This is a genomic window from Halorubrum hochsteinianum (assembly GCF_023702125.1).
Taxonomy (GTDB): Archaea; Halobacteriota; Halobacteria; order Halobacteriales; family Haloferacaceae; genus Halorubrum; species Halorubrum hochsteinianum.
Genome location: NZ_CP098415.1, coordinates 2,254,767 through 2,280,303 on the forward strand (window position 1 = coordinate 2,254,767; position 25,537 = coordinate 2,280,303).

Sequence of the window (25,537 nt, forward strand, 5' to 3'; positions counted from 1 at the left end):
GTTCGTCATCGGCCGAGTCGGTTATAAGATGTGCGAACGGAGCCGGCGAAAAAGCGGATGGAGCGGCCGTCCGCGCCCGATCACGGGGCGCGCGTCCGCGTCACGATCGGGTCGTGCTCGTCGTCTTCCGATGGGGCGCGCGTCCGCGTCACGATCGGGTCGTGCTCGTCGTCTTCCGACGGGACGCGCGTCCGCGTTCCGATCGGATCCGATTCGCCTTCAGTCGGTGGTTCGCTCATCGCGAGCGTCGGTCGGTCGTCGCCGCGGATAACCGTTGGGCTAAAACAATGGTTATTCGACGGATATCCTAATATTGTGGCAACGCATTTCGAATAACTCCGCCGAACGCACACCGAAATCCGAATATTATCGCTCGACCCGACAGTCAGCGGAGGTCCGTTCGTCCGGAGGGGGCTCCGTCGTTCTCCGATACCGTCAAGCCAGCCCGGTACCGGCGGGGTTTTTCCTCGTCCCGGCGCAGGGGTTCGTATGGAGCTGTTCGCGGTTCCGGACCTCCCGGAGATCCGGGAGGGAGACGACCTCGCGGCCATGATCGACGAGCGCGTCGACCTCCGGGAGGACGACGTCGTCGTCGTCGCCAGCACGGTCGTCTCGAAGGCCGAGGGGCGCGTCTTCGACCTCGACGACTTTCCGACGAGCGAGCGCGCGGAGGCGGTCGCCGACCGGCTCGCCGAGATTTCGGGCGAGGAGAAAGACCCTCGCTTCGCGCAGGCCGTCATCGAGGAGTCGACGGAGCTGATCATGGAAGCCCCGTTCCTCCTCACGGCCACGCGGTTCGGCCACATCGGCGTCAACGCCGGGATCGACCGGTCGAACGTCCCCGACGGCGACCTCCTCCTGCTCCCGGAGCGCCCCTCGAAGAGCGCCGCCCGGATCCGGGAGGGACTCGCCGCCGACCGCGTCGTCGTCAGCGACACCTGCGGGCGGCCCTTCCGACACGGCCAGCGCGGGGTCGCGATCGGGTGGGCCGGCCTGCCGGCGGCCCGCGACTGGCGCGGCGAGCGCGACCGCGACGGCCGCGAGATGGGCGTCACCGTCCAGAACGTGATCGACGAACTGGCGGCCGCGGCGAACCTCGTCGCGGGCGAGGGCGACGGGGGCACCCCGGTCGTCGTCGTCCGCGACTGGGCGTTCGGCGACCACGAGGGCTCCGACAGCCACTTCCGCGAGGTCGACGGCGACTTCGTCCGGCAGGCCCTCCGCGAGTGGACCTTCGAGGAGTAACAACCAACCATGCTCGGCATCGAACTCACCCCAGAACACGAGCTGCACCGCCTCGTCGACCTCGGCGTCCGCGCCGAGGAGGCCGGCTACGACGCCGTCTACTCGACGTGTCACTACAACAACCGCGACCCGTGGGCGTTCCTCTCGCGGCTCGCGGCCGCCACGGACTCGGTCCGGCTCGGCCCGGGCGTCGCCAACCCCTACGAGACGCATCCCGTGACCCTCGCCTCGAAGGTCGCGACCCTCGACGAGGCCTCGGGCGGGCGGGCCGTCTTCGGGCTCGGTCCGGGCGACCCGTCGACGCTCGCGAACCTCGGGCTCGAAGACGATCGGGGCCTCCGTCCCGTGCTGGAGGCGTTCAAGACCGCCCAGAAGCTCTGGGCCGGCGAGCGCGTCGACCACGAGGGGACCTTCGACGCCGCCGACGCGGGGCTCAACTACGAGCCGCCGCAGGGCGCTGCGATTCCGGTCCACGTCGGCGGCGAGGGGCCGCACATGTGCCGGATGGCCGCGAAGCACGCCGACGGACTCCTCTACAACGGCTCGCATCCGAAGGACCTCGCGTGGGCCCGCGAACAGGTCGACGACGGGCTGGAGGACCGTCCCGACGAACGGGGCGAGTTCGACCTGATCGCCTACGCCGCGGTGTCGGTCGCCGAGGACGAGGCCGCCGCCCGCGAGGCCGCCCGCCCCCCGGTCGCGTTCATCGCCGCGGGCGCGGCACCGCCCGTCCTGAAGCGGCACGGGATCGACCCGGACGCGGCGAGCGCGATCGGCGAGTCGGTCTCCGCGGGGGAGTTCTCCGCGGCGTTCGAGCGCGTGACGCCCGCGATGATCGACGCGTTCTGTATGGCGGGCACGCCCGAGACCGTCGGCGAGCGCGCCGCCGCGGTCGCCGACCACGCCGACGGCCTCGTCGTCGGCTCGCCGCTCGGCCCCGATCTCGAGGCCGCCGTCGACCTCGCGGCCGAGGCGGTCGGCGATCACTTCTGAACGCGACCGTCCCACCCGAGCGGATTCCCGACCGGTGAGAATCGAGAATCGCTCGTGATAACGCCGCCGGGAGGTTCATAACCCGGTCCCGTCGAGACCCGAACATGTCCACGACACGACAGCGCCGCCCGGGGATCCGCGGGCGGTACGAGGCCCTCCTCTGGCGGACGATGGACGGTCTCGGCGTCACTGAGTCCATAGAGCGGAAGGTCGTCGCGGCCGTCGGGATCCAGTTTCTCGTCACCGTCGGCATCTTCCTCACGCAGTTCGTTCTCGCCGGGACGGCCGCGTACGCGGTCTCCGGCGTCCTGTTCGTCGGGGCGGTCGTCGCCATCTACAACACCCTGCTCGTCGTCCGGCGCGACTTCGCCGGACCGATCCGGGCGTTAGAGCGCGAGGCGGAGGCGATCGCCGCCGGCGACCTCGACGGGGCCGGCGGGACCGACGACGCGGCGCTCGACCCGACGCAACCCGACGAGATCGGGAGCCTCGTCGGCGCGTTCGACGAGGTCCGGGGGTACCTCACGACCGTCGACGCGCAGGCGGAGGCGATCGCGGCACAGGAGTTCGACGACGCCGCGCTCGACGAGGCGGTCCCCGGCTCCTTCGGCGAGTCGCTCGACGAGATGGCCGACAACCTCGCCGCGTACACCACCGAGACGGAGGCGCTCGTCGACGCGTTCGGCGACGCCGCGGAGCGCGCGCAGGCCGGCGACCTGACCGCGACGATCGATGGGGAGGCGCTGGCGACCGACGAAGACCGGTACGCGGAGCTCGTCGACAACTACAACCGGCTCGTCGCGACGTTGGGCGAGACCCTCGGCGACGTTGGCGCGTTCACGGCGGACGTGGCCGGCACCGCGGACGACGTGCGCGGGAGCATGGACGAGGTCGACGACGCGAGCGGCGACGTCGCCGGCTCGGTTCAGGAGATATCCGACGGCGCGGCCGAGCAGACCGAGGAGCTGGAGGCGATCGCCGGCGAGATGAACACGCTGTCGGCGACGGTCGAGGAGATCGCGGCGAGCGCAGACGACGCGGCCGAGACGGCCCGCGACGCGGCGGAGCGCGGCCGCTCGGGCCGCGAGGAGGCCGCCGAGGCGATCGCAGAGCTGGAGACGCTGGAGGCGCGGATCGGCGAGACGGCCGCCGCGGTCACCGATCTGGCGGAACGGGTCGGCGAGATCGACGAGATCGCGGCCGTGATCGACGAGATCGCCGAGGAGACCAACCTGCTCGCGCTGAACGCCTCGATCGAGGCCGCCCGGGCCGACGGCTCCGGCGACGGGTTCGCGGTCGTCGCCGACGAGGTGAAGTCGCTCGCGGAGGAGACCCGCGAGTCCGCCGCGGAGATCTCCGGGCGCATCGAGGCGGTCCAGGAGGCGTCCGCCGAGACCGCCGCCGACGCCGAGGCGATGGAGGCGCAGGTCGCGGAGGGGGTCGAGACGATCGAGTCCACGCTGCGGGAGTTCGAGGGGGTCGTCGAGGACGTGACGACCGTCGACGAGACCGTCCAGGAGATAAGCGACGCGACGGACGACCAGGCGCGCACGACGCAGGAGGTCGTCGACATGGTCGACGGGGTCGCCTCCGTGAGCAAGCAGACCGCCACCGAGGCCGAGACCGTCGCGGCCGCGGCCGAGGAACAGACCGCGACCGTCTCCGAGGTGACGGAACGTGTCCACACCCTCTCGGACCAGTCCGACGAGCTACTGGCGCGGCTGAACGAGTTCGAGGTCCCGGGCGACGCGGACGGGATCGGGACCGCGGCCGGCGGGCCGGGAGCGTCGGGAGACGCCGGCGCGCGCTCGGCGACGCCCGGCGATGACGACTGAGGAAGAAAGCGCCGCTATTCCGAGCGACCGCGACCGCCGAGCGCCGGGAGGTCGACGCCGATCTCGCCGAGGAGCGCGCCGACCGCGGCGTAGCCCAGCACGGCCACCGCACTGATCAGCAGGACCTGTCCGACGACGACGAGGAGCGCCGACAGCGGGTCGCCGGCACCGAGGATCAGGTCGTTCAGGAAGATGTCGACGAACCGGCCGACGTCCCCGACCAGCCGCGAGACGAAGTCGATGAGCGCCATCATGGGCCACGGTTGTACCGGGGGGTACTTGGGTGTTGAGTTCCCGGCGGCGTCTCGCTCGCCCGGCTACGTGTCGGACGACGCCGATCCCGTCGGCGCTGAGTCCCCCGCCGACGTCGACTCCGCCGGGCGCGCGTACCGCAGCGCCCAGCCGATCAGGACCGCCTGAAACGGCAGCCGGACCCACGCCGCCAGCCGCGCGACGCCCGCGAACCGCTCCGGGACGAGGTCGTTCAGGGTGTCGCTCCGAGCGAGGTGGACGTTCGCCGGGAACACGGCGACGAGGAGGGCGGCGATCCCCCACGCCGACGGGCGTCGCGTCCGCCGCAGCGCGACCCCGGGCCCGAGGACGACCTCGGCGACCCCGGAGAGGTACACGAGCGCGACCGGTTTGGGAAACGACGGCGGGATCGCCGCCGCGAAGCGCTTCGGCGCGAGGAAGTGAGCGATTCCGGCGGCGACGTACGTCGCGCCCATCAGCGGCGCGAGCGACCGCCCGGAGTCGCCGGGGTCGCCGGAGTCGGCGGAGTCGGTCTCGTCGTCGAACTCGATTTCGCCGTCGGTCATACCTCGCCACACGAGCGGGAGAGATATCAGTCCTCGGCGTGGGTCTCCGGAACCCTCGCTGCGGGTTCCGGGAACCGAACCCCTTAGGGACGGTCGAACCCAACACGTCGGTAATGAACACGTTGTTCTGGGTGCTCACCGGGGTCCTCGCGTACTCCGCGGTCGCGATGTGGCTGCGGAACAGGGGGAGCCTCCCGGACGCGGTCCGCGTCTCCGGCCCGGTGTTGACCCTCCGGACCCTCCGCGGGCGCGCCTTCCTCGGCCGGCTCGCGACGCCGAAGCGGCTCTGGCGCGCGGTCGCCAACCTCGGGCTGGGCGGGGCGCTGGTGGCGATGGTGGCGTCGTTCGCGCTCATCCTCTCGTCGGCGATGTCGGCGTTCTCGAACGCGCAGCCCTCGGCGATCCAGCAGCCGCAGAACTTCCTCATCATCCCGGGCGTCAACGACTTCCTCCCGCTGTCGGTCGCGCCCGAGATCGTCGCCGGCCTCGCGGTGGCAATGGTGATCCACGAGGGGGCCCACGGCCTCGTCTGTCGGGTCGAGGACATCGACATCGACTCGATGGGGCTCGTCTTCTTCGCGCTGCTCCCCGTCGGCGCGTTCGTCGAACCCGACGAGGAGGCGACCCAGGAGGCCTCCCGCGGTGCCCGCGCCCGGATGTTCGCGGCGGGCGTCACCGCGAACACGGTGCTGACGGTCGTCGTCTTCGCGCTGCTGTTCGGTCCCGTCGTCGGGGCCATCTCGCCCGCGGCGGGGTACGCGGTCGGCGAGGTGAACCCCGATTCCCCGGCGGCCGCGGCGGACATCTCGCAGGGCGACCGGATCGTCGAGGTCGCCGGGACCCCGATCGAGACGAGCGGCGAGTTCGAGTCGGCGGTCGCCGACGCCGGCGACTCGGTCGCGCTCACCGTCGACGACGGCGATAGTCGGGAGACGCTGACGGTCGACCGCGAGCTACAGGTCGTCGGCTCCGCCGGCGGCAACCCCCTCGGCGTGACGATCGAGGGCTCGCCCGTGACGGTCGCGGCCGTGAACGGCGAACCCGTCGCGACCGAGTCGGACTTCTTCGCCGCGGTCGGCGACGACGAGCGCGCGACGCTCACGGTGACCGGCAACGCGAGCGTCCTCGACCCAGTCCGCGACGCGCCCGGGGCCGAGGACGCGCCCGGCGTCGAGACGGCAGACGACGAGGCCGCCGTCACCGTCCCCGACGTGTCGATCGGCGCGTACGTCGTCGGCGTTCAGGAGGGCGGCCCGATCCACGACGCGGGCGCGGCCCTCGGCGAGCCGCTGACGGTCGTCTCCATCGACGGCGAGCGCGTCGTCGACGAGGAGGGGCTCTCAGCGGTGCTCGGCGAGCGCGAGCCGGGCGAGACCGTCCCCGTCACGGCCTACGACGCCGACGGCGAGCGCACCACCTACGACGTGGAACTCGACCCGCACCCGAACCGCGACGGCGGCTTCATCGGGGTCAGCGTCTTCCCCGGCACGAGCGGGCTCGCGCTCGACGACGTGGGGGTCACCGAGTACCCCGCGGGCGCGTACCTCGAACTGCTCGGCGGCGACGGCGGCCAGGGCGCGGGCGACGGGCTCGCGCTCGGCGGCGTCACCGACTCGCCGCTCGGGCTGGTGTTCGTCGCGCTCATCCTCCCGCTCGGCAGCCTGTTCGGGCTCCCGTTCAACTTCGCGGGGTTCACCGGCGACCTGACCAACTTCTTCGTCGTCGAGGGGCCGCTCGCGGCGCTCGGCGGCGGCGTCTTCCTGCTGGCGAACCTCCTCTTCTGGTCCGGGTGGATCAACATCCAGCTGGCGCTGTTCAACTGCCTCCCGGCGTTCCCGCTCGACGGCGGGCGCATCCTCCGGATGGTCGCCGAGGCGGTGATCAGCCGCGTCCCGATTGGCGATCGGCACGCCGCAGTACGGACGATCACGGTCTCGTCCGGGCTCGTCATGCTGGCCGGGCTGATCGCGATGATCTTCGGCAACCAGATCCTCACCGCGCTCGGGCTGAGCTGATCCGCGACCGGACCTCACCGAGCGCGTCCCCTCGCCCGGATCTCCGCCCGCATCCGAGGGAAACGCGTTTCCCCGGCGGGCGCGACGCCCTCGTATGACCCGCTCGCGGACCGTCGAACTCGAGGGGCACATCATCGACAGCGGCACGATGCAGCGCTGCTTCGGCGCGGTGATGGATCTGGGCGGCTCGTTCGACGTCGAGCAGTTCGACGTGGGGAAACACGAGACGGAAGAGTCGTACTGTCGGCTGACCGTCTCCGCGGACGACGCCGAGACGCTCCGGGCGATCCTCCACGAGCTCCACCAGAACGGGGCGGTACTGGAGGACCCCTCGGCGGTCGACCTCGTCGCCGCGCCCGCGGACAAGGTGGTCCCGCCGGACTTCTACTCCACCACGAACCACCCGACCGAGGTGCTGTACGACGGCGAGTGGATCGACGTCGAGCGGATCGAGATGGACTGCGCGCTGGTGGTTGACCCCGACGGTAGCGAAGACGGATCCGCCCGCGCCTACACTAAGACGCTCAACGCGGTCGAGGAGGGGGACCTCGTCGCGACCGACGAGTCCGGGATCCGAGTGAATCCCCCGGAACGCCCGCGGAGCGGCGGCGGCGCGTTCGGCTTCATGCAGGGCGGCGTCTCCGCCGAGCGCCCCTCGGAATCGACGATCCGCGAGGTCGCCGCTGAGCTTCGCGCGGTGAAGGAGGACGGCGGGAACGTGATGGTCGTCGCCGGCCCGGCGGTGATCCACTCGGGGGCGGGCGACGCGCTCGCCGACCTCGTCGCCGCGGGCTACGTCGACGCGCTCTCTGCGGGCAACGGGTTCGCCACCCACGACCTCGAACGCTCCATCTACGGCACGTCGCTCGGGATGAACGTGGAGACGCTCGAACACCCGCGGAAGGGCCACAAACACCACATCTGGACCATCTCGGAGATCATCCGGGCCGGCGGAATCGAGGCGGCCGTCGAGGACGGGATCGTCTCGGAGGGCGTGATGTACGAGTGCGTCCGAAACGACGTGGACACCGTCCTCGCGGGGTCGATCCGCGACGACGGGCCGCTCCCGGACACGATTACCGACGCGGTGGAGGCGCAGGACGCGATCCGCGGGCAGGCCCACGAGGCCGACCTCGTGATCATGCTCGCCACGCTGCTCCACTCGGTCGCGGTGGGGAACTGCCTCCCCTCGACGACGAAGACCGTGTGCGTCGACATCAACCCCGCCACGGTCACCCAACTGCTCGACCGCGGCTCCGCGCAGGCGATCGGGATGGTCACCGACATCGGGACGTTCGTGCCGACGCTCGCGGAGTTCGTGCTGGAGGGAGACGAATGACGCTCGAAATCCGCCCCTACGACCGCGAGCGCGACGCCGACGGGCTGTACGAGTCGAAGGTCGCCTTCGAGCGCGGCCTCGGTGAGAACACCGGCGGCGACGGGAAGGCGGCCGCCTACGAGGGCAAACTCACGGACGCCTACCGCGAGCGGTGGCTCGACTGGGTCGACCGCTGTGTCGGCGACGACCCCCGGTGCGTGACCGTCGCGGTCGACTCCCGGACCGAATCGGTGGTCGGCTACGTCTTCGTCCTCCCCGAGCGACTGGCGATGATATGGGACGCGGCGGTCCTCAACGAGCTGTACGTCGCGCCCGACCACCGCGGGACCGGCGTCGCCGACGACCTGATGGACGCGGCGGTCGCGCTGGCGGCCGACCAGGACCTCCCGCTCGACCGGCTCGTCCTCGACGTCGACCCCGCCAACGACCGCGCGAAGGGGTTCTACGACCGACACGGGTTCGAGTCGTGGGGCGAGATGGTCGCGCGGCCGTTGGGCGGCGACGGCTGACGTCGAGCCGTCTCGTTCCGGGTTCCGAAGCTACAAGCGCGTCCGCCCGCTTTCGACGGGCGTGATCCAGATCGGGATCGTCGGCTGCGGCGTGATCGGGAACCGCCTCGCCGACGCGATAGCCGACCACGAACGGTACGAACTGGCGGCCGCCTGCGACCTCGACGCCGAGCGCGCCGAGGCGCTCGCGGCCGACCACGGCACCGACCGCACGGCGACGACGACCGACCACGAGGCGCTCGTCGAGACCGACGGGCTCGACGCGGTCTACGTCGGCGTCCCGCCGCTCGCGCACCGCGAGGTGGTCGCCGACGCGCTCGCGGCCGGCAAACACGTGATCTGCGAGAAGCCGATCGCGGCCGACGCGGCGACGGGCCGCGAACTGGCGGCGCTCGAAGCGGAGACGGACCGCGTCACCGCGGTGAACCTCCCGTTCCGGTACACGCCCGGGTTCGTCCGGCTGCGGGAGGCGGTCGCCGCGGGCGAGGTCGGCGACCCGCGCCGCGTCGAACTCCGCTTCCGGTTCCCGCAGTGGCCCCGCGAGTGGCAGGACGTGGCGTGGCTGGAGTCGCGCGAGCAGGGCGGCCCGCTGCGCGAGGTCGGGACGCACTTCCTGTTCGGGGTCCAGGAGCTGTTCGGCCCGATCGAGACCGTCTCCGCGGACGTGGGGTACTCGGGGCCGGACGCGTACGAGGACGACGTAGTCGGGAGCTTCCGCGCGGACGGCGTCCGCGGGACGGTCGACCTGCTCTGCGACCACGAGGGCGACGAGGAGAACGCGATCACCGTCGTCGGCGACGACGCGTCGCTGTCGCTGACGGAGTGGTACCGACTGATCCGGGACCGCGGGCGCGAGGGCGAGACGACGCTCGTCGACGAGCGCGGCGACACCGTGACGGCCCTCCTCACCGAGTTCGCGGGCGCGGTCGACGGCGACGGCGGCGACCTCGTCTCGTTCGCGGAGGCGACCCGCGTTCAGGAAGTGCTCGACGCGGTCCACGCCTCCGAGGGCGACCGCGTTCGGCCGGGAGTCGACGGCCGGGAGTGAGTCACCCGCGGAGTCGCGGGCCGGGAACGGCCGGCAGGAATTGTGTGTTCCTCGGACCCACCTCCGCGTATGAGCTACCTCGTTGCGACCGACGGGTCGACGGAGAGCGACGAAGCCGTCCGGTACGCGGCGCGGCAGGCGGTCGCGTTCTACGAGACGCTCGAAATCGCCCACGTCCTGACGCCGGACTCGGAGCTGGTCGACGGGACGATCATCCTCCCGGGCGAGGAGGCCGCGGTCGAGGCGGGACAGGGCGTCTTGGAGAACGCCCGCGACATCGCCGAAGCGGCGGTCGGCGACGAGTCGATCGACGTGGAGACCCAGCTCCTCACCGGCCGCCCCGCCGACGCGATCACCGAGTACGCGGCCGACGGGGCCGTCGACGCGATCTACGTCGGTCACCGCGGCCTCTCGGAGGAGCGCGAACAGGTTGTCGGCAGCGTCGCGAAGAGCGTCGTCGACAAGGCCGACGTGCCGGTGACGGTGATCCGATAGCGCCGGCCGGCGGACGCCGCGGCGAGGGCCGTCGCGGGTCGCGGGTGCGTCAGAGACGCTGGCAAGGACCTCCGTTATCCGGTCTTCAAAAGTAGTTGGGCACGTAACCTGTACTCGATGCCAGAAGACGTACTCGTCACGGCGGACTGGGTGGAAGACCACCTGGACGACTTCCAGAGCGACGACTCGGACTTCCGACTCGTCGAGATCAACAACCCGACCGTCACCGACGAGTCGGAGTACACCCCCTACGAGGAGGGTCACATCCCCGGTGCCCTGAACTTCGAGTGGGACGAGGTCTTCACCGACGAGACGGAGCGCGACATCGTCTCGAAGGAGGCCTTCGCGGAGCGAAACGGCGTTGGCGGCATCGACGCCGACACGACGGTCGTCGTGTACGGCGGCGGCCGCGTCCCCAACTGGTTCGCGCTGTTCGGCTACTGGATCTACAAGTACTACGGTCACGACGACATCCGCGTGATCGACGGCGGGAAGGGCTACTGGGTCGCGAACGACTACCCGCTCTCGACCGAGGAGCCGGACTTCACGCCGCGCGAGTACGAGGCCCGCGGTCCCTTCGAGAGCGTCCGCGCCTACAAGGACGACATCGACAAGGCGATCGAGGAGGGGATCCCGATGGTCGACGTCCGCTCGCCCGAGGAGTTCTCCGGCGAGGTCATCGCGCCCGAGGGGCTCAACGAGACCGCCCAGCGCGGCGGCCACATCCCCGGCGCGAGCAACGTCCCGATCGGGACCACGCTGAACGAGGACGGCACGTTCAAGAGCGCCGACGAGCTCCGCGAGCTGTACGGCGACGCCGGCGTCGACGGCGACGAGTCGACGATCACCTACTGCCGCGTCGGCGAGCGCTCGTCGATCGAGTGGTTCCTCCTACACGAGCTGCTCGGCTACGACGACGTCCGCAACTACGACGGCTCGTGGACCGAGTGGGGCAACCTCGTCGGCGCGCCGATCGAGACGGGCGAGTAGGGACCCGGCGAGCGAACGAGGCCGCGCGACGGCGGGCGTAACGCTCGCCAAAAAACGTGAAAACGCCGCTTTTTTGTTATTTTCTGACGGCAGGGGGTTTGAGACGCGGGACTGGGAAGCTATTCGACCGGCTCGAACCCCGTGACCTCGAAGCGCGTCCCGCCGCTCTCGCTCCGCGTCACACGAACGTCGCAGCCGTGCGCGTCGGCGACCTCCTCGACGATCGCGAGCCCGAAGCCGGTTCCGTCGTCGCGCGTCGAGTAACCGGAGTCGAAGACCCGCTCGCGCTCGTCCGCCGGGATGCCGGGCCCGTCGTCCGCGACGTAGAACCCGGTCTCCAAGTCGCCGACGGTGACCGTCACGTCGCCGCCGTGCTCGACGGCGTTCCGAATGAGGTTCTCGAACAGCTGCGCGAGCCGGCTCCGGTCCGCCCGGACCGCGGACTCGACGTCGACGTCGACGGTCGCCCCGCCGGTGTCGACGTTCTCCCAACAGTCGCCGACGAGACCGGCCAGCTCGACCGGTTCCCACTCGGTCTCCGCCGCGCCCTCGCGCGCCAGCTGTAGGAGGTCGTCGACGAGCGCCCCGATCCGGTCGTGCGCTCTCGCAATCGCCGCGAGGTGTTCGTCGTCCCGCTCTGCTCGCGACAGTTCGAGGTGCCCCTCCGCCACGTTCAACGGGTTTCGCAGGTCGTGCGAGACGATGCTGGCGAACTCCTCTAACCGCTCGTTCTGCCGTTCGAGCTCCCGTTCGCGTTCGATGCGGTCGAGCGCCGTCGTCGTGTGCGCCGCGACGGTCTCCGCGAGCGACACGTCGACGTCGTCGAACGCGTCGGTCTCGGGCGACCCGATCAGGAGGACGCCGTGGTCGTCGAGCGGGAGGACGATCTCGCTGCGGACCGGCGTGTCCGGGTTGAACCGCTCCGGGACCGTCGAGAGGTCGTCGTAGGTGAACGACTCGCCCGCCTCGTACGCCCGGCCCGCGAGCCCCTCGCCGGACGCGAACGTCGGCGGCACGCCGACGATCTCCTCGGTCCTGTCCGTCCACGCCGCCGGCACCAGTTCGTCGGCCGCGGGGTCGTGGAGGTGGACGGCGCTCGCCGGCATGTCGAGCACGTCGTGAACGGTTTCGACGGCTATCTCGGCCGCCCGCTCGGCCGTCTCGGCCCGCATTATCGACCGGACGATCTCGTGGAGGGCGTCGATGACCCGCCCGTGGCGTTCGCGGTCGGTGACGTCCGTCACGAACCCCTCAAGCGCCGACACGTCCCCGTCGTCGGCGTACGTCGCCCGGCCCCGCTCCCAGACCCACTTCACCTCCCCCTCCTTCGTGCGGATCCGATAGGTTATCTCGAACGGCTCTCGCCGCTCGATCGCCACCTGTATCGACTCCCACACGCCCTCCCGGTCCTCGGGGTGGATGACGCGCTCGCCGTACACCCTCGCCTGACTCTCCAGGTCGGCGGGGCGATACCCCGTCAGCTCTGTCACCTCTCCCCTGACGTCCTCCATCGGCCACCCGGGCTCGTTCGCGCACCGATACACCATTCCCGGCAGGTTGTCGACGAGCCGTGAGAGCCGTCGCTCGCGCCGTTTGCGCTCCGTGAGGTCTCGGGCGATTCCGATGAGCCCGATCAGCTCGCCGTCGCGGTCCGTGAGGCTCGACCCGGCGAACTCGTAGGGGACGCGCTCGCCGTCCGCCGTCAGCACCTCGGACTCGACGGCCGCCTCGCCGGTGGCGAGCGCCTCCTGCATCGCGGCGCGGATCCGCTCTCGCTCGTCTTCGGGGAACAGCTCCGTCGCGCGCATGCCCTCGATCGCTTCGTCGGTGTAGCCGACGGCCTCGACGAGGTGATCGTTCCACCGCCGGAACGTCCCGTCGGTGTCGATCACGTAGAAGACGTCGGTGAGCGAGTCGAGCGCCTGGTCGATGAAGTCGCGCTCCTCGCGGAGGTTCTCGCGGACCTCGAACGAGTGGACGACGTGAGCGACGTCGTCCCCGACCTCGGCGAGGAGCTCGCGTTCGGTCGCGTCGAAGGCGTTCGGGCGGTCGGCGTACACCGCGAGCGCGCCGTACAGCGTGTCCCGATACTCGAGCGGGAGGGCGGCCACCGACCGGAACCCACGTTCGACCGCCGCGGACCGCCACGGTTCGAAGTCGTCGTCCTCCGTGACGTCCTGCGAGACGGCGACCCGGCGCTCGCGTATCGCCGTCCCGGCGGGGCCCAGTCCGGTGGGACTCTCGTCGGTCGTGATCGTGATCCCGTCGAGGTAGCCGCCTTCGACGCCCGCGGACACTTTCGGTTCGATCCGGCCCGTCTCGGCGTCGACCTCGCCGATCCACGCGAACCGGTAGGGGTCGGCGTCGCTGACGATCTCGCAGACCCGGCGCTCGACCGCGCCCCGCGAGTCGGCGCGCACGATCGCCTTGTTGATCTCGCTGGCGAGCGTGCGGATCCGGTCGAGTTCGGCGGCGCGCTGGCCCGTCCGGTACTGCTCGACTGCGTTCGCGATCCGGTTCGCGAGGACGGCGTACTGCCCGGTCCCGCGCTCCTTCTGGAGGTAGTCCGTGACGCCGGACGCGATCGCGTCGCTCGCGACCTCCTCGCTGCCCTTGCCCGTGTAGAGGATGAAGGGGAGATCCGGTCGCTCCTCGCGGACGGCCTCGAGGAACTCGATCCCGCTTTTCCCGGGCATGTCGTAGTCGGAGACAACGCAGTCGAACCCCCCCTCGGACACCCGGTCGAGCCCCTCGGCCGCGTCCGTCGCGGTCTCGATGTCGAGCCGGTCGTCCTCGCGTTCGAGGTGGATCGCCGCCAGCTCCGCCAGGTCCGGATCGTCGTCGACGTGGAGGACGCGAATCGCGTCTGAGTGTGCGCTCATGTGCCGCGTGTTACCGGAAAACGGAAGCCACGGTACATAAGATGGGGGGCCGGCCGGCGGTTCGCGGCACGCGACGGCCGCGCCGGATCCGGCGTCGCCCGCGGACGACTCTCTCTCCGGGGAACCTTCTTCTCCGACCCCGGGCAGAAAACCGATTACCGCCCCGAACCCGAGTACTGACGTGTATCTCGGTCTCGCCCTCCTCCTGCTCGCGGTCGGGATCCCGCACGCCGTCTGGCCGTACGAGATCGGGCGGTTCGGGGAACGGCTCGATTCCATCGGGAGCAAGCGGGCGTGGTCGGAAGTCGAACCCGCTGAGTGGAACGTCAAGCTTACGCGCGCTGTCGGGATCGGGACGGTGGTTCTAGGCCTGATCGAACTCCTCACCGGTTGAGGTGTCCGAACCGCCCCGTCAGTCGTCCAGCGAGGCGACGGCGGTCCGCTCCGCGCCGATCCGGCGGTCGAGGAAGTCGTCGATGAGTTCCAGCGACCGGATCTTCTGGTCGATGTCGCCGGAGCCGTGCCCCTCCTCGCCGAGCTCCTCGTACTCGTAGTCGCCGCCCTCCGCGAAGCCGGCGTCGTCGAGCGCGTCGCGGAGGATCCGCGCCTGCGAGACCGGAACGCGCGGGTCGTTGACGCCGTGGACGATCAGGAGCGGGGCGTCGATGTTCTCGACGTGGGTCACCGGACTCCGCTCGCGGTAGATCGCCTCGTTCTCGTCCGGCTCGCCGAGGTTCTTCACCATGAGCTCCGTCCGGAAGTGCGGCATCGTGTTCTCGTACATGTCGAACAGGTCGCTCACGCCGACCCACGTTATCCCGGCCGCGTACAGGTCGGGGTACTGGACCAGCTGCCAGTTCGCGGAGTAGCCGCCGTAGGAGCCGCCGTAGACGGCGACTCGGTCCTCGTCGAGCCAGTCGTACTCGTCGAGGACGTGCTCGGCACCGGTCGCCACGTCGCCCTGCTCGGCACCGCCCCAGTCGTCGTACAGTTCCTCGACGAACTCGCGGCCGCGGCCCGACGAGCCGCGGTAGTTCACCTGGAGGACGGAGTAGCCGCGCGAGAGCAGGAACTGGACGCGGTAGTTGAACCGCTGGAGGTCGAGCGCGCGCGGCCCGCCGTGCGGGTTCACGACCAGCGGCGAGGGGCGGCGGCCGGAGTCGAACAGCAGTCCCTCGATCTCGAACGTCTCGTAGGGGGCGTGTTCGACCGCCCGCGCGGGCGTCTCGGGGACGCCGTCGGAGGCGAAGGTCACGACCTCCGGCTCGACGAAGTCGTCGGGGTCGAAGGGGCCGTACTCGGCCTCGAAGACCCGTTCGAACTCGTCCGCGTCGAGGTCGTACGCGACGAGCCCCGGTCGGCGGCTCGACGTCGTGTGCTGCGTCAGGAGCCGCCCGTCGGCGAGCGGCCGGTGGACGAAGGGCTGAGCGACACCGTCCGGCAGCGAGAGCCGCCGCGACTCGCCGGTCTCGGTGTCGTGGACCACCGGGACGACGGTGGTCCCATCGACCCGGTTCCCGACGAATCGGTCACCGTCCGGAAGGAACCCGCTCACCGACTCGTCGTGTTCCTCGCTCCCGAACCATGTCACCGAGGCGTCGCCGACGCCGTCGGAGAGGTCGACGACTCCGCCGCGGTTCAGGTCGGTCGTGTTGTCGCTGACGAGGAGCCGCTCTCCGTCGGGGTTCCAGTCGATCGGCCGGGACTCGGCCCCCACGTCGCCGAGGTCGAGGTTCCGCGGGTTCGACCCGTCGGCGTCGGCGACGTACACGTCGTCGTTCTCGTAGACGTCCGTCTCGTTCGTCGCGTACGCGATCCGGTCCCCGTCCGGCGACAGTTCGCCGGCGGAGACGGCGCGCTCGTAGTCGGTGAGCTTCGTCGTCTCGCCGCTCGGGAGGTCGTGCCGGTAGAGGTTCATCTGCCCGTCGCGACTGGAGCCGAGCAGGAGCGTCTCGCCGTCCTCGCTCACGTCGTGGAGGTGGACCTGTCCGTCCATCTCGACGACGGGCTCACTCTCCCCGTCGAGCGACATCGCCCACACGTCGTGCTGCTCGTCGCCCCCCTCGTCCCGGTGGTAGAACAGCCGGGAGCCGTCGGGGTCCCACCTGAAGCCGGCGCGGACCGACCGGGGAACGTCGCCGTCGCTCAGCTGCGTCAGCGAGCCGTCCTCGGGGTCGAACAGGTGGAGCTCGTTGCGACCGGTCACGTCGTAGTAGAGCGCGACCGTCTCGCCGTCCGGGGACACGCGGGGACCGGAGAACGTCGGTAGCTCAGCGAGTTCGCGGAGTACGTCGGCGTCTGCGGTGTCGGACATCCAACTATACCGGGCGTCGGAACCGTCTTGAACGTTTCCCGGAGATCCGTCGGTTCCCGGCGGGGCGGGTGACGAGTGGGCCTTAGTCGGGCGACGACTCGGACCGGTAATTAAAATCGGCGACGGTGAGCGCCATTCCGAACAGCATGAGGCCGAACGCCGCGGTCGCGGCCGGTAGGGAGATCTGTACGAAGACGCTCGTGGTTCCCCCTGCGACACCGCCGCCCACGGCCCCCAAGAGCCGTTGCTTCCGGTCCGGGTTGGTGCCAAATTGCTTTCGCCACGTCCCCCAGTGGGCGACGACGAGCGACGTCGTGGCCGTGTAGATGAGGAAGACCGACGGGAACAGCAAGTGTTCTCCATTGCCGAAGTACACGACGAGACCGGTGACCGACAGTCCGACAGTCAGCGCGATACCGTAGCGGAGGGCTCGGTTCACAGATATTTCTTGTTGGAAAACCAGAAATGAATTTTGGTCGGCTACCGGCGGGGGGCCCGACCCGCCGACAGACCCTTTGTCGGACGTGTCAAAGTCGGTAGCAGGATGGGATCGCCGGACGACGCTCCGCTCCCGACCGCGCCCGAGCGGGAAGGAGTCCGGGACGCGACCGAGACGGAGCCGACGGGGATCGTCGTCTGGCACCGGAAGGACCTGCGGATCGCGGACAACCCGGCGGTCGCGGCGGCCGCGGCGCAGTCCGACCGAGTCCTCCCGCTCTTCGTCTTCGACCCGGGCTTCTACGACGAGCGCGGGGCCGCCTGCGATGCCCGGATCGAGTTCCTCCACGACTGCCTGCGCGACCTCGACCGCCAGTACCGCGACGTCGGCGGCGCGGGGCTGACGTACGCCCACGGCGACCCGCTCGACGTGCTCCGTCGGTTCGTCGACGCCGGGTGGGGGGTCGTCGCGGCCGCGAGCGCGACCGGTCGGTACGGGCGACGGCGGGACGAGCGCGCCCGCGACGAGCTCGGCGTCGAGTTCGCCGCGGGCGACGGCCTCGTCCGAGACGCGGACCGCCCCCGAGACGGGTGGAGCGACCGCGTCGAGTCGTGGCTCGCCGAGGAGCCGTACGACTGGGACCCTCGGTCGGTCGCGGTCGCGGGAATCGACACCGGGATCGACCCCGAGCGCGTTCGCGACGCGTACGGCATCGACTCGACGAAGACGCGCGTTCCGACCGGCGGGCGCGGGCCGGCGCGGAAGAAACTCCGCGCGTTCACCGAGCGGATCGCCGACTACCCGGGGTCCATCTCCTCGCCGGTCGACGCCCGCGAGGGGACGAGCGGCCTCTCGCCGTACCTGCGGTTCGGCTGCCTCTCGGTCCGCGAGGTCCACCGGCACGTCGACGAGCGCGCCCCGGACGGCCGCGGGAAGTCGATGTTCGTCTCCCGGCTGTTCTGGAACCGCCACTACACCCAGAAGCTGCTCGACTGGCCGGGGTGGCTCGACGAGGCCGTCAACCCCGTCTACCGCGGATTCAACCGCGACCGGCACGACCCCGACCTCGTCGCGGCGTGGAAGGAGGGGCGGACCGGGTTTCCGATGGTCGACGCCAGCATGCGCTGCCTGCGCGAGACGGGGTGGCTCAACTTCCGGATGCGGGCGCTGTGCGCGAGCGTCTACTTCCACGTCCTCCAGCAGCCGTGGCGGATCGGCGCGGACCACTTCTACCGCCACCTGATCGACGGCGACCCCGCGATCAACTACACCCAGTGGCAGTCGCAGTGCGGGCTGGTCGGCCGCCCGGGTCTGCGGCTGTACGACCCCCGCAAGCAGGTGCGCGATCAGGATCCCGACGGCGAGTTCGTCACGCGGTGGGTCCCGGAACTCGACCCGCTCCCCGCTGCGCACCTCGACGCGCCCGAGAAGACCCCCCTCTCCGTCCAGCGCGAGGTCGGCGTCGAGATCGGCGAGACGTACCCGTACCCCGTCGTCGACTACGAGGCGGCCCGCAGCGAGTTCCGCGACCGGTACGGGGCCGTCCACGGCGCGGCCGCGGCCCGCCTCGCTGACGAGTCGGTCGCGCGCCGGGCGTCGCTGTCGGGCGGGCTGGGGGCCGCTCGCTCGATCGCGGCCGACCACGGCGACGCGGACGGGGACGGCGGAGCGACGCAGACGGGGCTGGGCGACTTCGATTGACGCGGACGGGGCTCGGCGACTTCGGCCGACGTTTCCCGTCGTCGCCGGAGACCGGAAAGAGCCGGCGCGTGCCTCGGTCGACGGCAGTCTCAAGTGTTCGGAATGCCTCCCTTTCACATGGACTGTAACGACCCGAGCCGACGGCCTTCCGCGACGGACCGACCGGGCGATCCGACCGGGGTGACGGGCGCGTGAGCGACGATCCGACGGTCCTCGTGATCGGCGGGGGCGCGACCGGAACGGGGATCGCGAGGGACCTCGCGCTCCGCGGGGTCGACGTCGCGCTCGTCGACCGCGGCGGGCTCGGAAGCGGCACCTCGGGGCGCTCGCACGGCCTCCTCCACAGCGGGGCCCGGTACGCCGAGGCGGACGCCGAGGGCGCTCGCGAGTGTATCGAGGAGAGCCGCACGCTCCGCGAGATCGCCGAGGGCTGCGTCCGCGACACCGGCGGGCTGTTCGTCCGGCTTGAGGGCGACGACCCCGACTACTTCGCGGAGAAGCTCGCGGCCTGCGAGGAGGTCGGGATCGAGACGGAGCGGCTCGACGAGGCGGCGGTGCGCGAGCGCGTTCCGGGGCTCGCGGACGAGGTCGCGGCGGCGTTCTCCGTTCCCGACGGCGTCATCTACCCGTCGCGGCTGGTCGCCGCCAACGCCGCCGACGCCGAGCGGCACGGGGCGGCGGTCCACCCGCACGCGCCCGTCGAGGACGTGACCGTCGCCGACGGCGCGGTCGAGACCGTGCGCGTCGGCGGCGCGGTGGACGCGACGCTGACCCCGGAGGTCGTCGTCAACGCCACCGGGGCGTGGGCGGACGCGATCGCCGAGATGGCCGGCGTGGAGGTCGGGATGGCACCGAGCCGGGGCGTGATGGTCTCCGTCGAGTACGACGGGCTCGGTCCGGTGTTGAACCGGTGCCGCGACCCCGACGACGGCGACATCGTCGTGCCCCACGACGGCGAGGTCGTGCTCGGGACGACGAGCGTCCCCGTCACCGACCCCGACGACTACGAGACCGCCGACTGGGAGGTCGAGCGGTCGGTCGCGGAGTGCGCCGCGATGCTGCCCGCGGTCGCCGACGCGGCCGAGGTCCGGCGGTGGTGGGGGGTTCGCCCCCTGTACGCGCCGGACGAGGCGGGAGAGAACCGCCGGGGGATCTCCCGCGGCTTCACGCTGCTCGACCACGAGCGCGACGGCGCGACCGGGCTCTACAGCGTCGTCGGGGGGAAGCTGACGACCTACCGCCGGATGGCCGAAACGACCGCCGACGAGGTCTGCGAGCGACTGGGGGTCGAGGCCGCCTGCGAGACCGCGGACGAGCCGCTCGCGCACGCCGACGACCCCGAGCGGCTGGACGAACTTGTCGCCGAGTACGGCGGCGCGAACCCGACCGACAGCGACGTGGTCGACGCGCCCGCCGGCGACTGAGGCGAACAGTCGCACCCGGGCAGTTCGCGCCGCCGATCGAGGGGCCGTCGGACTGGAACGGGCCCGAGCCCCGAGGCGCACACCCACACTCAAGTCCCTCGCTCGTGACGGGCGAGCCATGGACACCGCGAACTTCCTCTTCGTCTCGGCCGACGCGGCGCTGATCACGGACCTCGCCTGGCAGGTCCACCGCGAGGGCCACGCCGTGAAGTACCACATCGAGAGCGAGAGCGACCGCGAGATCGGCGACGGATTCGTCCCCAAGACGGACGACTGGCGGGCGGAGGTCGACTGGGCCGACGTGATCGTCTTCGACGACATCTGGGTCGGCGACGACGTCGGCACCGGCGCGCTCGCGCGGGAGCTCCGCGAGGAGGGCCACGCCGTCGTCGGCGGGACGCCGAACACCGACCGGCTCGAAGAGGACCGCGGCTACGCGATGGAGGTCCTCGAAGACCACGGCGTCAACACCGTCGAGCACCACGTGTTCCGCGAGTTCGAGGCCGGGATCCGGCACGTCCAAGAGAACCCCGCCCCGTACGTGATCAAGCCGCTCGGCGAGGTCCAGAACGTCAAGCGGCTGCTGTACGTCGGCAACGAGGACGACGGCAGCGACGTGGTCGACGTCCTGAAGGCGTACGAGAAGGCGTGGGGCCACCGGATGAAGGGGTTCCAGCTCCAGCGGAAGGTAGAGGGCGTCGAGGTCGCGATCTGCGGCTTCTTCGACGGGAACGAGTTCGTCGACCGGGTCAACTTCAACTTCGAGCATAAGAAGCTGTTCCCGGGGAACATGGCGGTGTTCAGATAAGGTTTGAAAGGTGAGGCGGTGCGTTTTCAAAGTGATCTATGCCCGAAAACGACCGCCTCAGCGGCTGTTTAGACGAGATCAACTTAGAGTTTGTGGAGCGAGAGGCAACACCGAAACTGTTGATGAAGCTCAGTATTCAGCTCCATTTGTCTGGACTGTCGCTTTCGAATACTGTTTCATTTCTTGAGGTATTCGGTGTTGATCGAGTTCGATCCACCGTTCATAACTGGGTACACAAAGCCGATCTACAGCCGGAAGCTGGTCGGAGCCCGAATCACGTTGCGGTTGACGAGACTGTGATTCAGCTCGATGATGAACAATACTGGCTGTACGCTGCTGTCGATCCTCAGTCAAACGATTTGCTACATACAAAGCTTGAGCCAACAAGAACGAACGTGATCGCAGATCAGTTCTTCACGGAACTCCGCGACAAACACGACGTAGATGACGCGATCTTTCTCGTTGATGGTGCGGTTCCACTCCACCGAGCTTGTGACAAACACGGCCTCGATTTCAGATACGAACGACATGGAAATCGAAACAGCGTCGAACGTGTTTTTCGTGAGATAAAACGCAGAACTACCAGTTTCTCAAACTGTTTTAGCAACGCCAAAGCAGGAACAGCAAACGAGTGGCTCAGATCGTTCGCCTTCGCATGGAATCAGCTTATCTGAACACTGCCGGGAACATCGGTCCCTCGACCGGCGAGATGGGCACCTCGATGTTCTGGGCCGGACGGAACCGGCTGTTCGAGGAGACGTTCGGGAAGATCGAGGGGTGGCTCGCAGAGGAGGGGTACGTCGGCAGCATCGACATCAACTGTATCGTCAACGAGACGGGGATCTACCCGCTGGAGTTCACGCCCCGGTTCGGCTACCCGACGATCGCGCTCCAAGAGGAGTCGATCGAGTCGTCGACGGCCGAGTTCTTCCACGACCTCGCGCACGGGAACGCCCCCGAGCCGGAGGTCCACGGCGGCTACCAGATCGCCGTCAGGGTCGTCCTCCCGCCGTTCCCGTTCGACGACGAGGAGACGTACGACGAGAACTCGCGGAACGCGGCGGTCGTGTTCGAAACGGAGAGCCGGGAGGGGATCCACCTCGAAGACACGAAGCGGGTCGACGGTCAGTGGCGCGTCGCGGGCGAGAGCGGGATGCCAATCGTCGTGACCGGGAAGGGAGAGACGATGCGCGCCGCCCGCGAGCGGGCGTACGACCGCCTCGACGACATCGTGATGCCGAACATGTACTACCGCGACGACATCGGCGAGCGCTGGGTCGACGGCGACGGCGACCGGCTTCAGGCGTGGGGGTACCTCGGCCCCTGACGCCGCGGTCGGATCGCGCGCCGCGGCCGGGGCGACGCCGCGTCGCCGGTCGTACACCTCCACGGCTTTTTAACGGCCCGGCCCTCTACTCGGGGTATGCCGAAGTACTCGACGGGCGGCGGCGGCGGCGGCGACGACGGCGACGCGTGCGAGCTCTGCGGCCGCGAGACCACGGACCTCAGGAAGGCGACGGTCGCCGGCGCGAAGCTGCTCGTGTGCTCGAACTGCCGGCCCCACGACGACGCCGGGAACGCCCCGAGCGGGGTCGACTCCCGCGGCGGGAACGCGGGCGGTAGCCCCGGCGGGAGCTCGGGCGGGGCCGGGTCCGGCTCCGGGGCAACCGAGAGCCGGAACAAGGAGCTCGCCCGGAAGCAGGCGAAGATGTACGACTCCGCGACGGGCGACTCGAAGCGCTGGGAGGAGGAGGGGACGAGCTACGAGTCCGACCGCCTCCCGTACCTCGTCTCCGGCTACGGCGACCTCGTCACCGAGGCGCGCCAGGACGCCGGGCTGACCGTCGAGGAGGTCGCCGCGGAACTGGAGGTCGACGAGGACGACCTCCTCGCGGTGGAGGACGGCCGCGCCGCGACCGCGAACGTCGGCGGGTCGGTCGTGCGCGCGCTCGAAGAGCGGTTCGGGATCGACGTCGTCGACGAGTGATCGCGGCCGATGTCACGAACGCCCTCCCCCTCCCGTCGCCGCGCGCTGGCGTTGGCGGCGGGCGGAGCGCTCGGCGCGCTCGCCGGCTGCCTCGGCTCGCTCGATCCGACCGGCGGCGGGAGCGACGGCTCCGATGACGGGTTCACCGACACGACCGACGTGCCGGAACCGGAGTACGGCCACTGGTTCGACGGCGGGACCGGTTACGCCGGGACGGCCGACCGCCGGGGAGAAGACGAGGTCGTCATCCCGGTCGGCGACGCCGACGGGTTCCGGTTCGATCCCGCGGCGGTGTGGGTCGACTACGACACGACGGTCCGCTGGGAGTGGACCGGTGAGAGGGGCGTCCACGACGTGGTGACGTACGACGGTCCCGCGGCGATCGAATCGGGACTCACCGACGAGGCCGGCCACGAGTACGCCGTCACCCTCACCGAGGCCGACGAGGGGATCACCCGGTACTCCTGTCGGCCGCATCAGTCGGTCGGCGAGCAGGGCGCGATCGTCGTCGGCCCGGATATCGAGTCGTACGTCACGGAGTACGACACGACCCCGGTCGACTACGGCGACTGGTTCGCTCCGACGCCGAACGTCTCGGGGACCGAGAACCCGCTCCGACGGGACGCGGTCACCGTCCGCGTCGGCGGCCCCGGCGGGTACGACCCGGAGGCCGAGGCGTGGAACACCGCGCCCGTCTACGCCATCCCCGCGCTCCGCGTGACGCCGGGCACGACCGTCAGGTGGCGCTGGGTCCCCGGCGTGGGCGAACACAGCGTCGTCGCCCAGGACGGCTCCTTCGAGAGCGACCTCGTCGCCGTCGAGGCCGCCGACACCCCGGAAGACCAGGAGGACGAACACGTCTTCGAACGCGTCTTCGAGGAGCCGGGGATCCACGAGTACGCCTGCGAACGCCATCGCGACGACGGAATGCGCGGCGCGGTCGTCGTCGCGGAGTCCCGGCACTGACCGCGCCGATCGGATCGAGCGCCCGATCGCCGAGCCGAAACGACCAATTCCCCCGCGGGCGATCTGACGACAATGAAGGCCATCAAGGACAGCGTCCACGGCCACGTCCGGCTCGGTGACGTCGCCGCCGAGCTGGTCGACACGCCGGCGTTCCAGCGGCTGCGACACATCAAACAGCTGTCCACGGTCCGGCTCGTCTACCCCTCCGCGAACCACACCCGGTTCGAGCACAGCCTCGGCGTCTACCACCTCGCGGGCCGCGCTGTCGAGGGGCTCGGCGTCGACGACGACACCGCCGCGCACGTCCGGGCCGCGGCGATGCTCCACGACGTCGGTCACGGTCCCTACGGCCACCAGACCGAGGGGATCATCCGCCGCGCGACCGGGCGCGACCACGACGACGTGCGGTGGCTGCTCACCGACGCGGACCGCGAGGTGTGTCAGGTCCTCGAACGCAACGGGCTCGACCCGGAGCGCGTCGCCGCCCTGATCGACGGCGAGGGCGCGCTCGGCCCGCTCGTCTCTGGCGAACTGGACGTGGACCGCATGGACTACCTCGTGCGCGACGCCCACCACACCGGCGTCCCGTACGGCACGGTCGACACCGGCCGGCTCGTCACCGAACTCCGGTTGGTTGGCGGGGACGCCTCGGCGGAGCCCCAGAGCGACGCCGACCTCGTCTTGGACGAGGGGAACGTCGCCACCGCGGAGAGCCTCCTCGTCGCGCGCTCGCTGATGAACGCCGTCGTCTACCGGCACCACGTCTCCCGCGTGGCCGGCGCGATGCTGGAGCGCGCCTGCGAGCGATATCTCGACCGGACGGACACGGACGTCGAGGCGTTCCGCCGGATGGCGGACCACGACCTCCTCGTCGAACTCCGCGACCGCGTCCCCGCGCTCGGCGAGCGAATCGAGCGACGCGACCTGTACAAGCGCGCCGTCTGGGCCGAACTCGACGAGGTCCCCGCGGGCACGGTCGACGCCGGCCGCGCCGAGGAGCGGGCGGCCGAGCGGGAGGTCGCCGACATCGTCGGGATCGACCGGGACGCGGTCGTCGTCGACATCCCCTCCCGGCCGGCGCTCAAGGAGTCCGGCTCCGCGGTCGTCGTCGACGGCGTCCCCCAGCGGCTGGAGGACGCCTCGGAGCTGGTCGCCGGCCTCCGCGCCGCCGAGCGACGCCGCTGGACGCTCGGGGTCTACTGCCCGGCCGAGCACGTCGACGCGGTGGCGGCCGCCGCGCGGGACGTGCTGGGACTGCGCGCGGCGAGCCGCCCCTCGGCCTGACCGGTCACCCCACGCTTCGCCTCACGCGCGGTTCTTCCGTCTACTCGCGGTCCGGTCCGGGAACCGCCAGCACGGGACGGTCCGCGTTCAGCACGAGCGCCTGCGTCGTGCTTCCGAACACCGCCTTCCCGGTCGGGCTGCGCTTCCGGCCCGACACGCAGATCGCGTCGGCGTCGACGTCGGCGGCCGCGGCGATGAGCTCGTCCACGGGGTCGCCGCTGGCCTCGTAGTGGACGCAGGTCACGCCGGCGTCCTCCAACACCTCGCGGGCGCGTCGGACCGTTCCGAGCTGGTGGACCGACGCGCCCTCCGGGTTGTCTCGGAACACGTGACAGAGGTGCGCGGTCACCTGCTCGGACGCGGTCGGGAGATCGGCGACCGCCTCGGCCTGTGCGACCGCTCGCGGCTCGTCGTCGAGCCCGACTCCGACTACCACGTCGTACAT

Annotated in this window: 23 protein-coding genes and 2 pseudogenes; 18 read left to right on the plus strand and 7 right to left on the minus strand. The window is 70.5% G+C overall.

Annotated elements, in window-relative coordinates; genetic code table 11:
* Window positions 1-80 precede the first annotated feature (80 nt).
* Window positions 81-239: a hypothetical protein gene (locus NAF06_RS11475; protein ID WP_160162869.1), complete on the minus strand. Its 159-nt coding sequence runs from the start codon at window positions 237-239 to the stop codon at window positions 81-83.
* Window positions 240-489: 250 nt separating this feature from the next.
* On the opposite strand from NAF06_RS11475, the gene NAF06_RS11480 reads away from it, so the two are divergent.
* The 3 genes from NAF06_RS11480 to NAF06_RS11490 all read left to right on the plus strand — a co-directional run bounded on the left by NAF06_RS11480 (window position 490) and on the right by NAF06_RS11490 (window position 4,073).
* Window positions 490-1,245: a coenzyme F420-0:L-glutamate ligase gene (locus NAF06_RS11480; RefSeq protein ID WP_008583032.1), complete on the plus strand. Its 756-nt coding sequence runs from the start codon at window positions 490-492 to the stop codon at window positions 1,243-1,245.
* Window positions 1,246-1,254: 9 nt separating this feature from the next.
* Window positions 1,255-2,238 (plus strand): 5,10-methylenetetrahydromethanopterin reductase, encoded by a 984-nt coding sequence (locus tag NAF06_RS11485; RefSeq protein ID WP_008583030.1) that lies wholly within the window; start codon window positions 1,255-1,257, stop codon window positions 2,236-2,238.
* A gap of 170 nt (window positions 2,239-2,408) precedes the next feature.
* Window positions 2,409-4,073 carry a methyl-accepting chemotaxis protein gene (locus NAF06_RS11490; protein ID WP_049908686.1) on the plus strand — a complete coding sequence of 555 codons (1,665 nt, stop codon included), beginning with the start codon at window positions 2,409-2,411 and terminating at the stop codon, window positions 4,071-4,073.
* A gap of 14 nt (window positions 4,074-4,087) precedes the next feature.
* Here the strand turns inward: NAF06_RS11490 and NAF06_RS11495 are convergent, their stop codons facing one another.
* Both NAF06_RS11495 and NAF06_RS11500 read right to left on the minus strand, forming a co-directional pair.
* Complete coding sequence (locus NAF06_RS11495) at window positions 4,088-4,327, minus strand: DUF8024 family protein (protein ID WP_008583026.1); 240 nt, start codon at window positions 4,325-4,327, stop codon at window positions 4,088-4,090.
* Between the two features lie 63 nt (window positions 4,328-4,390).
* Complete coding sequence (locus NAF06_RS11500; RefSeq protein ID WP_008583023.1) at window positions 4,391-4,891, minus strand: DoxX family protein; 501 nt, start codon at window positions 4,889-4,891, stop codon at window positions 4,391-4,393.
* Between the two features lie 113 nt (window positions 4,892-5,004).
* On the opposite strand from NAF06_RS11500, the gene NAF06_RS11505 reads away from it, so the two are divergent.
* The 6 genes from NAF06_RS11505 (at window position 5,005) to NAF06_RS11530 (ending at window position 11,287) form a co-directional block, all read left to right on the plus strand.
* Window positions 5,005-6,906 (plus strand): site-2 protease family protein, encoded by a 1,902-nt coding sequence (locus NAF06_RS11505; RefSeq protein ID WP_008583021.1) that lies wholly within the window; start codon window positions 5,005-5,007, stop codon window positions 6,904-6,906.
* A 94-nt stretch (window positions 6,907-7,000) separates the two neighbouring features.
* Window positions 7,001-8,245, plus strand: a complete 1,245-nt coding sequence (locus NAF06_RS11510) for an ornithine cyclodeaminase, nickel-pincer nucleotide-dependent (RefSeq protein WP_008583019.1) — start codon at window positions 7,001-7,003, stop codon at window positions 8,243-8,245.
* Window positions 8,242-8,754, plus strand: coding sequence for a GNAT family N-acetyltransferase (locus NAF06_RS11515; RefSeq protein ID WP_008583017.1), 513 nt, complete (start codon window positions 8,242-8,244; stop codon window positions 8,752-8,754). The genes NAF06_RS11510 and NAF06_RS11515 overlap by 4 nt, the downstream gene beginning before the upstream one ends.
* Window positions 8,755-8,815: 61 nt before the next feature.
* Window positions 8,816-9,802 (plus strand): Gfo/Idh/MocA family protein, encoded by a 987-nt coding sequence (locus NAF06_RS11520; RefSeq protein ID WP_008583015.1) that lies wholly within the window; start codon window positions 8,816-8,818, stop codon window positions 9,800-9,802.
* Between the two features lie 69 nt (window positions 9,803-9,871).
* Window positions 9,872-10,297: a universal stress protein gene (locus tag NAF06_RS11525; RefSeq protein ID WP_008583013.1), complete on the plus strand. Its 426-nt coding sequence runs from the start codon at window positions 9,872-9,874 to the stop codon at window positions 10,295-10,297.
* A 117-nt stretch (window positions 10,298-10,414) separates the two neighbouring features.
* A complete protein-coding gene (locus NAF06_RS11530) occupies window positions 10,415-11,287 on the plus strand; it encodes a sulfurtransferase (protein WP_008583012.1) in 873 nt (290 codons plus the stop codon).
* 119 nt (window positions 11,288-11,406) lie between these two features.
* Here NAF06_RS11530 and NAF06_RS11535 read toward each other — a convergent pair whose 3' ends face one another.
* Window positions 11,407-14,169: a GAF domain-containing protein gene (locus NAF06_RS11535; RefSeq protein WP_008583009.1), complete on the minus strand. Its 2,763-nt coding sequence runs from the start codon at window positions 14,167-14,169 to the stop codon at window positions 11,407-11,409.
* A 181-nt stretch (window positions 14,170-14,350) separates the two neighbouring features.
* On the opposite strand from NAF06_RS11535, the gene NAF06_RS11540 reads away from it, so the two are divergent.
* Window positions 14,351-14,563: a DUF6199 family natural product biosynthesis protein gene (locus tag NAF06_RS11540; protein ID WP_008583007.1), complete on the plus strand. Its 213-nt coding sequence runs from the start codon at window positions 14,351-14,353 to the stop codon at window positions 14,561-14,563.
* Between the two features lie 18 nt (window positions 14,564-14,581).
* On the opposite strand, the gene NAF06_RS11545 is transcribed toward NAF06_RS11540, so the two are convergent.
* Together NAF06_RS11545 and NAF06_RS11550 are read right to left on the minus strand one after the other, a co-directional pair.
* Complete coding sequence (locus NAF06_RS11545; protein ID WP_008583005.1) at window positions 14,582-16,483, minus strand: S9 family peptidase; 1,902 nt, start codon at window positions 16,481-16,483, stop codon at window positions 14,582-14,584.
* A gap of 82 nt (window positions 16,484-16,565) precedes the next feature.
* Window positions 16,566-16,922: a DUF8153 family protein gene (locus NAF06_RS11550; RefSeq protein WP_049908678.1), complete on the minus strand. Its 357-nt coding sequence runs from the start codon at window positions 16,920-16,922 to the stop codon at window positions 16,566-16,568.
* 105 nt (window positions 16,923-17,027) lie between these two features.
* On the opposite strand from NAF06_RS11550, the gene NAF06_RS11555 reads away from it, so the two are divergent.
* The 8 genes and pseudogenes from NAF06_RS11555 (at window position 17,028) to NAF06_RS11590 (ending at window position 25,092) form a co-directional block, all read left to right on the plus strand.
* The gene (locus tag NAF06_RS11555) at window positions 17,028-18,623 is read left to right on the plus strand and encodes an FAD-binding domain-containing protein (protein ID WP_008583000.1); all 1,596 of its coding nucleotides are present in this window, start codon (window positions 17,028-17,030) and stop codon (window positions 18,621-18,623) included.
* Between the two features lie 191 nt (window positions 18,624-18,814).
* The gene (locus tag NAF06_RS11560) at window positions 18,815-20,047 is read left to right on the plus strand and encodes an FAD-dependent oxidoreductase (protein ID WP_008582997.1); all 1,233 of its coding nucleotides are present in this window, start codon (window positions 18,815-18,817) and stop codon (window positions 20,045-20,047) included.
* A 118-nt stretch (window positions 20,048-20,165) separates the two neighbouring features.
* Window positions 20,166-20,840 (plus strand): annotated as a pseudogene (locus tag NAF06_RS11565) (phosphoribosylamine-glycine ligase); the annotation flags it as partial.
* A 53-nt stretch (window positions 20,841-20,893) separates the two neighbouring features.
* Complete coding sequence (locus NAF06_RS11570) at window positions 20,894-21,529, plus strand: IS6 family transposase (RefSeq protein WP_251106160.1); 636 nt, start codon at window positions 20,894-20,896, stop codon at window positions 21,527-21,529.
* Window positions 21,530-21,537: 8 nt separating this feature from the next.
* A pseudogene (locus NAF06_RS11575) lies at window positions 21,538-22,182 on the plus strand (phosphoribosylamine--glycine ligase); the annotation flags it as partial.
* A gap of 96 nt (window positions 22,183-22,278) precedes the next feature.
* Complete coding sequence (locus NAF06_RS11580; protein ID WP_008585798.1) at window positions 22,279-22,842, plus strand: helix-turn-helix domain-containing protein; 564 nt, start codon at window positions 22,279-22,281, stop codon at window positions 22,840-22,842.
* Window positions 22,843-22,851: 9 nt separating this feature from the next.
* Window positions 22,852-23,808 carry a halocyanin domain-containing protein gene (locus tag NAF06_RS11585; protein WP_049908841.1) on the plus strand — a complete coding sequence of 319 codons (957 nt, stop codon included), beginning with the start codon at window positions 22,852-22,854 and terminating at the stop codon, window positions 23,806-23,808.
* 72 nt (window positions 23,809-23,880) lie between these two features.
* Window positions 23,881-25,092 (plus strand): HD domain-containing protein, encoded by a 1,212-nt coding sequence (locus tag NAF06_RS11590; protein ID WP_008585788.1) that lies wholly within the window; start codon window positions 23,881-23,883, stop codon window positions 25,090-25,092.
* Between the two features lie 40 nt (window positions 25,093-25,132).
* Here NAF06_RS11590 and NAF06_RS11595 read toward each other — a convergent pair whose 3' ends face one another.
* Window positions 25,133-25,537, minus strand: coding sequence for a universal stress protein (locus NAF06_RS11595; protein WP_008585785.1), 405 nt, complete (start codon window positions 25,535-25,537; stop codon window positions 25,133-25,135).